General features: G+C 38.5%; 14 protein-coding genes and 1 pseudogene. All 15 read left to right on the top strand.

Annotated features, from left to right (window positions below; genetic code table 11):
• The first annotated feature begins 21 nt into the window (after positions 1-21).
• The 15 genes and pseudogenes from ACFSCZ_RS12560 (at position 22) to ACFSCZ_RS20145 (ending at position 14,008) form a co-directional block, all read left to right on the top strand.
• Positions 22-2,580, top strand: coding sequence for a pLS20_p028 family conjugation system transmembrane protein (locus ACFSCZ_RS12560; protein ID WP_380774272.1), 2,559 nt, complete (start codon positions 22-24; stop codon positions 2,578-2,580).
• Entirely contained in the window at positions 2,577-2,909 is a 333-nt protein-coding gene (locus tag ACFSCZ_RS12555; protein ID WP_380774271.1) for a DUF5592 family protein, read from the top strand. Before ACFSCZ_RS12560 ends, ACFSCZ_RS12555 begins: the two co-directional genes overlap by 4 nt.
• Positions 2,910-2,914: 5 nt before the next feature.
• On the top strand, positions 2,915-3,565 hold the full coding sequence (locus ACFSCZ_RS12550; protein ID WP_380774270.1) for a hypothetical protein: 651 nt from the start codon (positions 2,915-2,917) through the stop codon (positions 3,563-3,565).
• Positions 3,566-3,568: 3 nt separating this feature from the next.
• Positions 3,569-5,518: a VirB4 family type IV secretion system protein gene (locus ACFSCZ_RS12545; protein ID WP_380774269.1), complete on the top strand. Its 1,950-nt coding sequence runs from the start codon at positions 3,569-3,571 to the stop codon at positions 5,516-5,518.
• A 2-nt stretch (positions 5,519-5,520) separates the two neighbouring features.
• Positions 5,521-6,162, top strand: a complete 642-nt coding sequence (locus ACFSCZ_RS12540; RefSeq protein ID WP_380774268.1) for a hypothetical protein — start codon at positions 5,521-5,523, stop codon at positions 6,160-6,162.
• Positions 6,163-6,181: 19 nt separating this feature from the next.
• A complete protein-coding gene (locus ACFSCZ_RS12535; RefSeq protein WP_380774267.1) occupies positions 6,182-7,300 on the top strand; it encodes a peptidoglycan DD-metalloendopeptidase family protein in 1,119 nt (372 codons plus the stop codon).
• Positions 7,301-7,324: 24 nt separating this feature from the next.
• Positions 7,325-8,377, top strand: coding sequence for a hypothetical protein (locus ACFSCZ_RS12530; protein WP_380774266.1), 1,053 nt, complete (start codon positions 7,325-7,327; stop codon positions 8,375-8,377).
• Between the two features lie 413 nt (positions 8,378-8,790).
• Positions 8,791-9,120 (top strand): hypothetical protein, encoded by a 330-nt coding sequence (locus ACFSCZ_RS12525; protein ID WP_380774265.1) that lies wholly within the window; start codon positions 8,791-8,793, stop codon positions 9,118-9,120.
• Positions 9,117-9,572 (top strand): hypothetical protein, encoded by a 456-nt coding sequence (locus ACFSCZ_RS12520; protein WP_380774264.1) that lies wholly within the window; start codon positions 9,117-9,119, stop codon positions 9,570-9,572. Before ACFSCZ_RS12525 ends, ACFSCZ_RS12520 begins: the two co-directional genes overlap by 4 nt.
• Before the next feature lie 9 nt (positions 9,573-9,581).
• Positions 9,582-10,805 carry a MobP2 family relaxase gene (gene mobP2 / locus ACFSCZ_RS12515; RefSeq protein ID WP_380774263.1) on the top strand — a complete coding sequence of 408 codons (1,224 nt, stop codon included), beginning with the start codon at positions 9,582-9,584 and terminating at the stop codon, positions 10,803-10,805.
• Between the two features lie 281 nt (positions 10,806-11,086).
• Positions 11,087-11,344 carry a hypothetical protein gene (locus ACFSCZ_RS12510; protein ID WP_380774262.1) on the top strand — a complete coding sequence of 86 codons (258 nt, stop codon included), beginning with the start codon at positions 11,087-11,089 and terminating at the stop codon, positions 11,342-11,344.
• A gap of 22 nt (positions 11,345-11,366) precedes the next feature.
• Complete coding sequence (locus tag ACFSCZ_RS12505; RefSeq protein WP_380774261.1) at positions 11,367-11,663, top strand: hypothetical protein; 297 nt, start codon at positions 11,367-11,369, stop codon at positions 11,661-11,663.
• Positions 11,660-12,220 (top strand): hypothetical protein, encoded by a 561-nt coding sequence (locus ACFSCZ_RS12500; RefSeq protein WP_380774260.1) that lies wholly within the window; start codon positions 11,660-11,662, stop codon positions 12,218-12,220. Before ACFSCZ_RS12505 ends, ACFSCZ_RS12500 begins: the two co-directional genes overlap by 4 nt.
• A gap of 66 nt (positions 12,221-12,286) precedes the next feature.
• A pseudogene (locus tag ACFSCZ_RS20150) lies at positions 12,287-13,231 on the top strand (ImmA/IrrE family metallo-endopeptidase); the annotation flags it as partial.
• A gap of 69 nt (positions 13,232-13,300) precedes the next feature.
• Positions 13,301-14,008, top strand: coding sequence for an LPD25 domain-containing protein (locus tag ACFSCZ_RS20145; protein ID WP_417774582.1), 708 nt, complete (start codon positions 13,301-13,303; stop codon positions 14,006-14,008).
• The last annotated feature ends 475 nt before the right edge of the window (positions 14,009-14,483 follow it).

Genomic DNA, 14,483 nt, shown 5'->3' with positions numbered 1-14,483 from the left:
TTTGATTGGAAGGTGATATTTATGAGTATTAAAAAAAAACCTTTATTAATTTTCTTTTCTATTTTAGTTGTATTTATCTCCTTCGTCTTTTTAAACCTTGATGTAGCGTTCGCAGAGAGGAAAACTTCGGATGAACAATTAATTAAGCTGCATAAAGAAATGGAGTATATTTTGCACTTAGATCATGGGTGGTTTATACAAGATTTTATTCGATTAATCGGCGCGGGTGCGATTTTCTCACTAGCCTGGTTGAATAGTTTCGTTGAAGGAATTATTGATAAAGTGATCACATTGAATGACTTTTATTCATCTGGTCCAATCCAAGAATTTATGGAGATGGCACGACCCGTGGTATGGGGCGTATTTTTTATTGCACTTTTTGTTCTTGGATTTCAATTTATGTTCAATAAAATAGAAAAGAGAAATGAAGTAATTATAAATGTAATTTTGGCACTGTGTGTTATTGTAGTTATTCCTGATCTAATGGTCAATATGGGAAAAGTTACAAATTTAGGGGTAGAACAAATAAATCCTGAAAATAAAAAATTAGCAAATGAACTCGTGAAAAGTAATGTAGCAGATGTATTATATTATGCGGAAGGTAATTTTGAATTTTCCAATAAAAAAGACGGCGACAAGTATTTACCTCCTAAACCTATGAGTAAAGAAGATAGTCGAATAGGGACAACAGACTTTACGTATGCCAATCGATTATCTGAAAAAAGTTTACCGTATTTACCCGTTACACAAAAATTAGATTTCCACGAGGATGAGGCCAAATTACTCAAGTGGAAAACAAAGAATTGGGTTAAAGAATTGAAAGACAAGAACCCACCGCAAGCATATGAGGCCTTAAAAACTCAATCAATTTCCACTGGGTATGGCGATGACTTTACCATCGTCGAGTTAGAAAAAAATACAGTACCGTCTACCAAAATGGGGCGTGAAAGTTATTATCGATATCATGTGAACTGGGGTGTACTAATAGTTTCCTTGTTAGTGACCACACTAGCCTTAGTGATTACAGTAATCAAAATCGGTCGTTCCATCTTTGATTTAGCTTTCCACCAAATATTTGGGATGTTTATTGCCGCAACTGACTTAACCGGCGGTCAACGTACAAAGAAGGTGTTGGTCGAAATCATGAACACCTTTGCGGTTATCTTTATTATGACCATGCTGTTAAAATTATTTATCCTGTATTCTTCGTGGGCAAACGGGTTGAAGGGGAGCATTGGCGGTGTGGGTGTTCTTCTTTTGCTTATTGCCGGTGCTTGGGCGTTAATTGATGCACCGGATATTGTTCAGCGGATGCTTGGTATTGATGCCGGTTTACGAAGCGGATATCAAGCCATGCTGGGAGCGTATGCAGGAGCCAGACTAGCCGGTACTGGTACCAAAGCTGTCGGGAAAGGAATAGAGAAAGGTCTTGGGCTTGCAGGAAAGGCTACGACAGGTTTAGCAGGCGGAGCGAATTTTGCCAGGCGTACAGTGTCAGGTATAGCCAGTAAAACGCCGGAAGAAATGGCAGGACGGTCAAGAAGAGTCCCTGTCAAGCCAATGCCTGGAATAGCCGCAAAAGGAGAAATTTCTAAGCATGGTAGTGAAAAAATGAAGGGAAACGGGGATTCACCAAAAATGGCGGATGAGGGTATAAAAGATGGAATATCTGCTTCTGGTAATGAGCAGTTGGATTCGGCTTCTCAATCTAAGCAAAATTCAAGCGAACCTTATGTAAACGGTGCAATTCCCTCACAATCATCGGTGCATGCAAAAGAAAATGGAATCTCGAAAATCCAGTCCTCTAACATCAAGGGCACAGAAAGACAAATGAAGGGGCCGGTTTCTGCAGGAAAAGGGACTTCTTTAAAATCAAAGAGGCAATCAGTGGAAGCATCTTCACAGGTGGGGATAGGTCAAGGACAACGTCAACAAAATATACCGTCTGGATATGCCCAAACAGCATCCGGAATTTTAGTTCCTGGATCAGCAGCCGATATGGAAACTTCACAAAATATGCAATCAAGCCACAGTGCACATTTAACCAGCTCAAATGTCTCTGCTCAACCGAGCCATAGTAGTATTTTACCAACAGGGAGCAATCAAGATAGAATTTACACGGAAGGAACTGTAGAGACACCATCAGATGATGAGAAAAGCGGATACGTCCTATCCAGTCCAGGCGGCCAGAAAGTACACCATACCACTACCGCTCCATCTTCTGGGCTTTCTAAACAAAGTAAATCGTATGGCCATAAAGAGGTCCACCATACAAATACATTGGCTGGCGGGAACCGGCATATCCAGCAGGCAAAGGAGCAAATTGTACGTGCGGGAAATTCAGGCTTTAGCCTTGGGCAAAGTATCCGAAGATTAGGCAGAGGATCCGGAAATGCAGCCATACAAACTGCAAGAGCGGTCGTTCATCCTACACAAACCTTGCAAACAGGTATAGATAAAACGAAAAGTGCAACACATACCCGTGTAAATAATTTGAAGCAGTCCATGAATTCGGCTGTTCACCAAATAAAGATACCACCAGGACACCGCATGAACAGGAAGGGGAAGCATAACGAATGAAGTATGAAATACCTAAAGAGATCAGATCAAAGCCTAAACTTTTCGGATTGGAAATGAAGGAGCTAATCATTTTGTTGATTAGCTTCTTTTTTATATTTACTATGTTGCGTGATTTAGTTCACAGCGTTTTTACAATTCCATATTTCGTTATGAGTGGGGCAATATTGTTGTGGATTGTCCTGCCATCCAGAAACAATCCGGGTTTGAAAAACTACATGTCCTTCTATTTGCTTTTTAAACATAACAGACAAGCATACCACTCATTGGATAACCAGAAGCTTTTGAATGAGGTATTGCTTCAAGAAGAGCGTTACGGGGAGGATAGATAAAAGCCATGGGAGAATTGAAAAAAGAACAAGAGGTCGTTACGCCAATGGTTCATCCTGCTCCTTTCAAAAAACAAAAGAAGAAAAAAGAATGGTTGAAGCGTCTTAGGTTTAAGAAAAGAGAAAAAACACGAAAGAAACAAGTAAGGAAAGAAAAAGTATTAAGACAGACCCCTTCAGTTCTGCCTTTTTTACAGATACATGAAGATCACATTTTAATGAAAAACGGTGTGATGGACATTTTGCAGATTACCACAAAAGATTTGTACTCCATGAATGATGGGGATTTGCAATTTATGTTATTATCCCAAGCACGGTTGTTAAGAAGTTATTTTCCGGCATTTAAAGAAGTCGCTTTAAACTTTCCCGCAAATACGGAAAAACAAAAAGCCTATTGGTTAAGGAAAAAAGAGAAAACCATCGATCCATTGCGTTTGCAATTTATTGAACGAAAATTATTTGAAATGGATTACTTGGAGAAAGAACGTACTAACCGGGAGTTCTTTCTTTTTTTATATGCCGATACTCCTCAACAATTACATGATCAAAAGAAACAATTCATTCGGGCAATGCAGCAGACGTTTCCTTTAGAAGAATTGCCGATTGAAAAGAAAAAAGACGTGCTGTTTGTAATGAACAATCAAAATTCCAAACTGTAGGTGATGAAATTGAAAGTGATCAAAGGGAAAAAAGCAGAAACTGTAAAATCGAAGGAAGAAAAGCCTAAGCTTGATCCTTCCTTCTTGGCGGCCATTCAACCGATGGGTGGAATTAACTTTAAAGATAAATACATTCAAAAGGGAGACGGGTATGAAGCGTGCATTCATATTTGGGATTACCCAAGTGCAGCAAATGAATTATGGTTAGAAAAAATCATGGCCATGCGGGACGTGATCACGATCAAAGATGTAGCAACAATGGATAAAGATGAAGCTGTCAGCTCTATTAATAAAAGCATGCTGGAACAACAGGTTCGTTTTCAGAGTTCAAAACATGACTCGGAACGGATTGATGCACAAAACAGCTATCGCGAATTAGAAGGGCTCTATCAGGATATCAGTCAAATGGGTGAAGTAGTCAAACTTGTTCATCTTCGTCTGTTTGTTCATGCTGTCACGCTTATGGAATTGGAGCAAAAGATTCAATCTGTGATAACGGAATTAAACTCACTTGGATTTAAAGGGCAAATATTTTTAAATGAATCCAGTTGGGAATGGCAATCAATGTTTTTGCCGTATGATCAACAGCAGGATTTCCCTAATAAAAGGGAAGGAAAGGGGATCCCGGCTCTTTCACTCGCAGCTGGGCTGCCTTTCCACTTTTCAGAACTAAATGATCCAAAAGGCAGTTACTTAGGTGCCTCTTTCACCGGCGGAAATGTTCTCTTTGATCTGTTTCACAAAGACAAAAAGCGCCGTTTTTATAATGGGGTTGTAGTGGGTACAATGGGTGCGGGCAAGTCAACAGCGTTAAAAAAGCTGACAATGGACAATGCCTGCCGTGGAAATTTCATACGCGGCTTTGATGTAACGGGGGAATTTACCACACTTGTTGATGCATTGAACGGTCAAACCATTAGTTTAGATGGAAGCCATGGAGTAATCAATCCTTTACAAATATATCAAGTAGAGGATGGCGGGGATTCAGTTAAAAATGAAGAAATAAGTTTTATGCAGCACTTATCAAAAGTAGCCACATTCTATGAGTTTTTAGCAAATAATCCATCAATGGAAGAGATTGAGGAGTTCAAGAAAATCCTTCGTTCTTTCTATCAACATCTTGGTTTTACAGAAAAAATTCATACAACCGGAGTAACAAACCTGGAGAATAATGAGTATCCCATTTTCAGCAATTTCCTCTCGTATTTAAGAAATGAACTGTACGAGGTCCCTGAAAAGAGAATCATCCGGCGCGAACTATCCGTATCCCGTGCAAATCGATTAGAAAAAATTGAATTGGTGATAGATAACTTGGTTCATAGCTATTCCTATTTATTTAATGGCCATACGACATTACCGGAATTCACGAATGAACAGGTGATCTTCTTTTCCATCCGGAACTTAACCCGGTTGGAGAAAAGCGTCTTTAATGCCCAAATGTATAATGCTTTAACACTCATCTGGGATAATCTCATTCAAATTGGTGCTCCGCAAATGAAAGCTATTTATGAAGATGAGAACTTTGATGAGGATGATGCCGTCCGATTTATGGTCATTATTGATGAAGCCCATCGGATGGTCAATGCGGATAATATGTTGGCCGTCGGCTTTTTAACAGACTTTGCAAGGGAAGCCAGAAAGTATTTTGGCGGACTGCTCCTTGCCAGTCAATCCATCCGAGACTTTGTTCCGAATCATTCGGATACGGAGGTGGTCACAAAAATACGTACCTTGTTTGAACTCACCCAATACAAATTCATCATGCAGCAGGATTCAAATACGTTGGATGCATTGAGAACCATTTTTGAAGGTCAAATGAGTGAATCCGAAATTGCTCAAGTCCCTCAGTTTCAGCAAGGAGATTGCCTGCTTTCGATTACCGGTGTGGGAAATTTATTGTTTAGTGTGGAAGCTTCCGATGAAGAATTGGCACTGTTCCGTGGAGGAATGTAACAATGGATAAAGCGACGAAAACAAAGTTTACCATTGTGTTCATTATTGGTGTTGTGCTTTTGTGGATAATTATAACCAATCAATTCGGCAGGAAAGAAAGTCCTGAATTTGATGGCTCGTTTACAAATACGGTTTTCCCCGATGATTCATTAATCAGCCAGACAGGGCAAGAAACAACCCATCAAGAAACGGAACAGGCGGAAGAGAAAGATAGTGAAACCATTGAAGAAGAACCTGACTTTGAATCAGAATATGCTTCAAAATTTGGTGATGAAGCAGTAGAAAAAGGAAAGGAAGCTGCCGAGAAGGTTGTAACTTTATGGTTGGAAGAAGACACCGACAAGACGAAATGGAAACCCTATTCCAGTTCGTCTTTTTTTAATGCAATAAAAAAAGAATTATTGCCTTCCGGGGATGGGGTTTCCCGCAAAGTGGCTGAATTGGACATACATGCAGCATCACGAGAAAGCCAAAATGAAATGAGATTTGGAGTGGTGGCAACTTGGGATGTGGTTCATGACGATAGTAATATCGGAAAACAAACCCAACTATTCTATGTGTCAGTGGTACCTTACAAAAAGAGTTGGGTGGTCCATAAAATAGTGGAACCATCTGAAGAAAACCATTCATCTAGTAAACAATGAAACAAGAAAGGGGGCGAAGGTGGCACCTCAAGGCTTTTATAAAGTCAGAGAATCAGCCAAAGAAAATATGGATAGTATTTTACGATCTATTGGTCAAGCTCTGAAAACAAAGATTGCCTTATGGATTGGAGGGATGCTAGGATTTTCAGGATTTGTTTTTATTGCTGTTTTCTTCCTATTGTTTCTTCTTATTGTTGGTATAGCAGCCGGTTCATCGAACAATGAATCCTCGCCTTCAGGTGGAGGATTTTCTTGTTCACAAACGGGAGAAGTTGATATAGGGAAATGGGATACCGTCTTTAAGGGAGCCGGGAAATTAGCCGGAAGCCAGGAAACAATTATTTCTTTATCAGGTGAAAAAGGAATTGACCCAGTGTTATTTGCGGCGGTTGCATTACACGAAACAGGATTTGGAACATCGAATGCTGTGGTGAACAAAAATAATCCTGGAGGATTAATGGACCCGAAAACAGGCAGTTCAAGGCTGTATCATTTTTCTACTCTTGAAGAAGGCTTGGGTGCCATGGCAAAGACGTTATATAACCGGATCATAAGAGATGGATTAAACACGATTGACAAATTGGGGAACGTCTATGCCCCGATCGGTGCTGCAAATGATCCGACTGGCCTTAATAAACATTGGGTTCCGAATGTGACAACCATAGCAACAAAGCTGGGTGGTTTTACCATGAATTGTGAAGATGTTGGGCCAGTGGAAGTCATTGGTGATAAAGCATGGCCAGTGCCCCATACAAAGAACATCACATCTGGTTATGGCCCACGTTCAGGTGGCTTACACAAAGGTATTGATATCGCAGGCGGTAATGATTCAGGAAAAGCAATTGTCGCATTTATGGATGGTAGAGTGGTTGTCTCCACTTTTGGACAACGGGGAAGTGGATATGGAGGATATGGCAATGTGGTTGTTGTTGATCATGGCAACGGGATGAGAACACTGTACGGTCACATGCTGGAAAAAGGCATACCTGAAGGAACAGAAGTAAAAGCCGGAGAAGTGGTTGGCAAAATTGGAAACACTGGTGATTCAAGAGGAGCTCACCTGCATTTTGAAATACGAATAAACAATAAACAAGTGGATCCGATGCCTTATATAAAAGAGCTGCTAGGAAAGAAGTAGGGTAGATAAGGAGTGTTTATTCCATTGAAAATAAAAATGAAATGGAGTCTTGAAAATAAATTTTATGTTTTTTTCCTGTGTGTGATAGGCATTTGCTTCATCACTTTTTTTACGTCCAAAGCTTGGATGTATGATGATAATTCCATCGTACAAACGCCTTTTCATACAGAAATTAACGGACTGGATCAGACAACTTTAATCTTAAATAAGTGGGAGTATAATCCGAAAAGAGAACTTATGGAAATTTCGATTACAACGAAACATACCGGATCGGATCAAGTTAAACCATCCTTTTCTTTTGTAGCAAAAGAGAAAGACTCGTTGCAAAATTACCCCGTCGAAGTTGTTTACAAAGATGAGGAAAATATGGTTGTTCAGGTTAAAAAAGTTCCAAAAGATTTCCGCGTGATTGGATTGTTTGTAAGAGAAAAGAGAGATCGGATGATTCTTGAGAATGAAATGAAAGCCACTTTAATGGAGTCATCAGGGACCTTGGATCAAGACGAAGATGAAATCGTATATAAGGCTCCAAAGCCAAAAGAATTGGTCATAGCAGGTGATTATCGTAAGATCAAAATAAATCAAAATTTAGAAACGAAAGGACCCATTGATTACCAAACAGAACAAATTAATCGTGAAATTATGCAAGTGGAGAAGGAGTTATTTGCCATAGAGAAAGATCAAATACCCTTGCAGCAAAAGCTTATTTCTTCCATTGAAAAAGAAATTGCTACTCTTGAAAAAAATATGGAGTATCAAACGGTAGAAGAAAAGCAGGAGTCCATGGCACAAATTACCGCAAAAAAAGAAGCGATTGAAAACGGAAAGAAAGACCAAGAGAAGTCTCAACAGGAGGTTGAAAAGCTAAAAGAGAAACGTGAAAAATTGTATAAGAAATTGGAATCTCTTCGTCCAGATGAGGAAGCAAAACAGAGTCAAATAGAGAAACAGAACGATCAATTGGAATCAAACAATGCTTCCAAAATAGATAAAAAAGAAGCCCCAAAGAAAGCACAGCCTCCACCGGAAAAAGTGAAAACTAATCAACAAAAGTCTGCTGATTCGAAGTCGGATTAACGGAGTCTATTGTTTTTGCTCTTTTTTCTGGTCGGACAAATGTGTGGTTTTAGGTGATTTAGGGGCAATTTTCGTTTTGGAATCCTATAAAACAGAGCGAAAATGTCAGACAAACGTATGTCTTTAGCTTTTTTTGTAACCCCACGGAAAAGTTAGGCTCTGCCTAATCCCACACCCTTGGTGGGGGCATTTTTCCCTTATGCTCTTTTCATTCCACAGTCCCGTAGTACGGGATGTTTTCAAAGGAACATGCAATGTCTGTGCATGTTCCTTCTATTATCTTTGAACGTTGTTTTGTTCGGATGATCAAAAAAATGTGCTTTAAAGACATGATCTGAGAACCTTTTTCATTGCCGGAAATAAAAAGACAACTACTGTTTAACCGAATCTATCATGGAAAGGGGATTTAACAAATGGAGATTAAGGTGCGAAACGTTGACGTTGTTGCGGTGAAAAAAATTGATGAATTGGCAAAGAAAAAGAACTTGTCTCGGAATGAGTATTTGAAATTACACATTGAAAAGTTGGCTCATATGGACGTGTTTCTGGAAGAGAGAAACAGGTTTGAAGAGGCATTAAAAATGGTTGGCAGCGTGTTGGAAAGAAATATTCATATGATGAAAGAAAATAACGAAGAGATACAACGAATGAAATCCATCTTTATGATGATGATGGATGTGAATGAGGAAGAAGTCAATGAATTTATGAAAGTATTTGTTGCGGAACAAGGTGAAATTGTATGACCAAACTAAAAAAGAGTTACCGTTTAACAAGTGATACCGTTCAAAAAATTGAGCAGTTATCCTTTGAAGAAAATACCTCTCAAGCAAACGCGATTGAAATAATGGTTCAGCAATTTTTTGAGAATCGGGAAAAGGAACGGGTTGCACTGTTAGAAGCAATTGAAAAATTGGTTGATCAAAAACTGATTGAGAATCTTTCGGGAATGCAGGAGGACTTAAAAAGAATAAGGGTCACTGGTAATGTCATTGATCGAAATGTCCAAATGCAGTTGGAATTTTGGAACCATTATTTTATTGTAAATGAGTTTAAAGAATTGGCCACCACAGAAAAGTATAAGACGGAAGAATTGACGGAAGCTGAAGTGGTTGTAAAAAATCGAATAGCCCATAACCGGCAGCGGAAATTAGATTGGGAAAGCAAGAGGAAAAAAGATAATAACCAAACAAAGTAGGTGTTTTTTATGACTCCTGCCGTTGTCTTAAAAAGCAAATTTGTAATGCCAAGTTCTGCTGAATATAAAAAATATGTTGATTACATTGACCGGGAAGACGTAAAAAAAGTATTAAAGGTGGACCGCGATTCGAAACAATTAAATGATTTTCAAGTCTTTCATTCGTATATGAATTACATGGGGGATGATGAAAAACAAGGGTCCCTTTTTACAAATGACGCAGATCAATTGGATGAAAACAAGAAGATAGAATTAAAAGATGCCTTTACTAAAGCAGAACAAAACGGCTCTCCATTATGGCAAGATGTCATCAGTTTCGATAATACCTGGCTGGAAAAGCAGGGAATATTTATCTCTAAAACAGGGGAACTGGATGAAGCAAAAATAAAGAATGTGGTCCGTGAAGCAATGAAAGTGATGCTTGATGCTGAACAAATGAAAGAAACGGCTGTGTGGTCAGCGGCCATTCATTATAATACTGATAATATCCATGTTCATATCGCAACCGTGGAGCCTTTTCCTTCCCGTGAAAAGAAACGGCTTTATAATAAAGAAACTAATCAGTGGGAAGAGCAATACCGGGCCAAACGGAAGCAGGGAACCCTGGATAAAATGAAATCCAAAGTAGCCAATATGATAATGGATCGAAGCGAAAGCCGTAATCGAATCAACGAAATTATTCGTGGGGCCGTGCACGATAAAAAAGAAAACACCGTAGACTTGGCAAGCTTCAGGAAAACAAAACGGCTGTTTCAAAAAGCGTTGTTAAAGCTTCCGGAAGATAAACGCCAATGGCAATACGGTTATCAGACGATCAATGATGCTCGGCCTTATATTGACGAAATTGTAGATGTATATCTAAAGACGTACCATAAAAGAGACATGAAAGAATTTCAAAAGCTGTTGGATGATGAAGTCCAGATCATGAAAGAGTTATACGGAGAAGGAAGCAATTATCAAAAATACAAACAAACAAAATTAGATGATTTACGAAAACGGATGGGCAATGCCGTACTTATAGAAATGAAAACATTTGCCAAAAAAGAAGAGTCCCTTCCCCTTTATAAGGGATCACATCAAAAAAGTTATTATCAGAAAAAGTGGCAATCAAAATGTAACTTGGATCGGGCCATCCGAAACTTACAGTTTCATATGAGAAAATCTTATCATGAATACCAAAAAGATCGAAACATTGAAGAATTTGATCGGATGCTGGATGGGTATGAACGTTGAAAACCTGACTCATTAAGTAAGCTATTTGGAAGGCGAATCGAAACCTCGTTGGGATGTAATAGAACACATTGCGTACTTCATCCGTACGTTAATAACAAATTTCGTTGATAAAATAATAGTGTGAGAATCACTTTCCTACTCTCCAATTTTTAGGACTTCTTATCAGGAGTCCTTTTTTCTTTTTTCAAAAATAGGAAAGGCTGTGGTCTATTATGAAACATTCTTTAATCATTGAACAAGTTGCATCATTGAGGTCCATGCATTTTTGGAGAATAAATCAATTGAAGGCTAGGAATGAGGGTGACCAATATGAAAAAAGTAAGAGTGACAAAGCGATCCGGTTAGCAATGGATCAATGTGATGAATTACAAGTGTCGTTTAAATTGCAAAATCAAACGTTGATGGCAGCAGAACAAAGAGTTCCTTTTTCTTCGATTGAAAAGAACATTACTAATGAATTGAAAATCAATAATGGAGCTCGCTGGAAGGCGAATGTAAGAACAAAGCCAAAAGATGATGAACTCGAGATATTACGATAAATATTAGGTAGGAGAGATTTTTATGAAAATTACAGTTGAGCAAAATGGCAAGCAAATGGATGCGGTGTTAGGTTTGATAAAGGAAATACGCGGGGAAACAGTTGTTTTTTCAATTATTGGTAAAGAAGTTGCGGTAAATGCGGCTGGTTCTACTGTAAACAACCTAAGAAAAATAATAGAAGAGAATGAAACAGCCCTCATTCCCATCCACATGGAAACAAAAAGTATCCTACTAGAGGCAAAGGTACCGGAAAACCTTTTGGATGAATTGGCAGGAACCGGTGAAAATCAGGATCAAATGTTGGAGGAAAGAAAATGAAAAAAGTACTGTACTCCAATTTTAAAGAAGGCGGACTTCCCGGCGAGCGCCTTTCTCATCAAGAGAATATGAAACAGAAAAGGCATTTCAATCATTTTTTTCAGGAAGAATTAGAACAACGTGGTGAGCTTTCTATAGCGGGCGTTGCTCTTATCGGCAGGATAGACCGATGGAACGGCGGGAAAAACGGGAGAAAGTTAATTGATGCCCGAAATCCGAAAGAAATGGATCTTATTAAAAGCATTGGCCAAATAGGACCCGTTGAAATGGATGCGTTAGAGGTCGGTTATGATAAAAAAGGCCAGTTGGAGCTGAGAGGGTGGCATGACCATGGCTGCCATAAAATGACCGTCTATCTTTTAACGGAAGATGAACTGGAGGGTTACGTCCCGGATTTTTCGACGAACGGTTATTATTCAACGGATGAACTGGAAATGATCCAATTGGACTTTGAGCCATTAAACGTCAAAGATTGCCTTGCATTTAAAAAATATTATGGTGAGCCATCTTTAATGAAATCAAAACAGCTTAAAACCAAATTTGAGCTGGGCAGATAAGAGCTTCTTCATTAAAAAGAGGCTCTTTTTTTATTTTTCATCAAAGCGGAAGGAGATTAATTTGTAATGGGAAAAACGAAAAGAAGTAACTATAAGCGTAAAACATGGGAAGAGAAACGGAAAGAAATTGAGGATTTAACCAGCAACATGGAAAAAAGAATTACGGAATATTTTCAAAGCCCTGAAAGCATAAAAGAATACTTAAGTTTTATGGCGAAGTTCCATCATTATTCATCCAATAACTGTTCATTAATTGAAAGCCAGTTTATGGGAGCTCAAGCTGTTGGCAGTTATAAATTTTGGAAGGACAAAGGGTTTACTGTGAAAAAAGGGGAGAAAGGGATCAAGGTGCTGGTACCAAAAAGGACCACCTATTTTGAACGGGGAGGTACAGAGGTACAGCTTAAGTTTGCAACCAGAGAGGAAAAAGAGCAAATCAATCAGAAAGAAATACCGACGTATACTCGTACCTATTTTGATATTGGCCATGTTTTCGATGTATCACAGACAAACGCGACCGCAAAGGATTTACCGGATATTTTTCCTAACCGGTGGCTGGAAGGCTCCGTTGAAAACTATGTATCAATGTATCAAGCGCTTGAGAAAGTGGCCGAAAAAAATGGAATCAAAATTGTAAAACCCTATGGGGAATTAGGTGCTGCTAAAGGCGTCAGTTATACATTACGGAAAGAAGTTGCATTAAACCCCCGAAACAGTGAATTGCAGAATGTTAAAACATTAGCTCATGAGCTGGCACATGCCGTGCTGCACACAGAGGAAACACATGATCAATATACTACACAGGAAAAAGAATTTCAGGCGGAAATGGTTGCTTATACAGTGTCCAGTTATTTCGGACTGGATACAAGTGAATATTCTCTACCGTATTTGCATGGTTGGACATCTGGAAAAGAACTGAAAGAGCAAGAAAGGTTATTAAAAGAAGTACGGGAAACGGCACATGATTTTATTTCTGTCATTGAAGAGGAATTGATCAAGGAACGGGAAAAAGGAAAGACGCTTAGTCATGAAAAGGCAGATCCTTATGAGGAAGCGTTGGTGATTCAAGAGAATTATAGGATGACTTCTAATGTTGTGGAATGGGAAAATGAAAAGTTTTTGACCTACTTAAAATCTGTTGATGAAGAAGCCTATGAACAATTTATCGGCTATAAAAGAATGCATGAAAGAGAGGTGGCGAATAACGAGGCAGATATTCTTTTGATTAAATATGGCCATTTATCAAATACGGAAGAACGCTATGTTTCAATGAATGAATTAAAGGAAATTACCATGGAAAAGGGGCTAGACTTAGGAAATTTGAAAAAAAAAGATTTCCTTCATGTTTTCAATGACGCATTCAAAGAGCAGTATGCCGTTGTAGATTCAAATGCATTGGACCGGCCAAGTATATTGATCCAATGGTCGGAAGCGTCACATCAATTGAAATCCAATACAATTATGCCTTATGCAGAGGGGAATTTAAAGATGGAAAGATTAGAGGAAAATGTACGTGAGGATATAGGATATTTTAAAACCCGTTATCATCTCCTGTTTCCAAAAGAACTGGACGATAAAGGAAAAGTATCTGTGGTTAATATGGATCGCCTTGATATTGGTGATGGGTATTATTTAAATCCCCATCATCAAGTAAGGAATGAAAAGAATTTGTCCCCGGAATTGTGGGAGGCGTTGGAAAATGAAGTAATGAATGAGTTGCTAAAAACGGAGAAAAAGGATTGGATAAATATGAACAGAAAAAGAGTTATACAAGAAATGGAACGATAAGGGACTTTCTCAAGATTGGCAAAGAAAAGATGAAGAAGGGATTCATGGAATTTACGAATCAAGGGAAGAAGCCTAAGAAAATTTACTCATTTATAATGACAAGATACGAAGTATCTATCCTTCAATGGTGACGTCTTCATCGATGAACAAGGCTCAAATTATAACTTTCGTAGGAAAATTTAATCTTTCATAAGACTTTTTTCCTTTTATTAACTATAGTGAAGGAAAAATAATGCCTAAGATTGAAGTATATATGATACCTAGAATGTTTGTTTTTTCAAAGGTTTTGACCAACACATCTAATCCAGGAAGCCAATTGTTCTACTGTTACAGGTAGAAAAATGGCATCTGTGTAGTGCAAAATAAAAGTGCAGAGTTATGAAACATAAACGTACATAACTTTGCATTTTATTTAAAAGAAAAAAGACCTTGCCAGCCATTCAAATCTTCTCTACTGTAGTTGGTGTCGAATCAA

The organism is Siminovitchia sediminis, from assembly GCF_042680885.1.
Classification (GTDB): Bacteria; Bacillota; Bacilli; order Bacillales; family Bacillaceae_C; genus Siminovitchia; species Siminovitchia sediminis.
The sequence above is the reverse complement of the archived record's forward strand: the minus strand, read 5'-3'. Positions and strand labels throughout refer to the sequence as shown.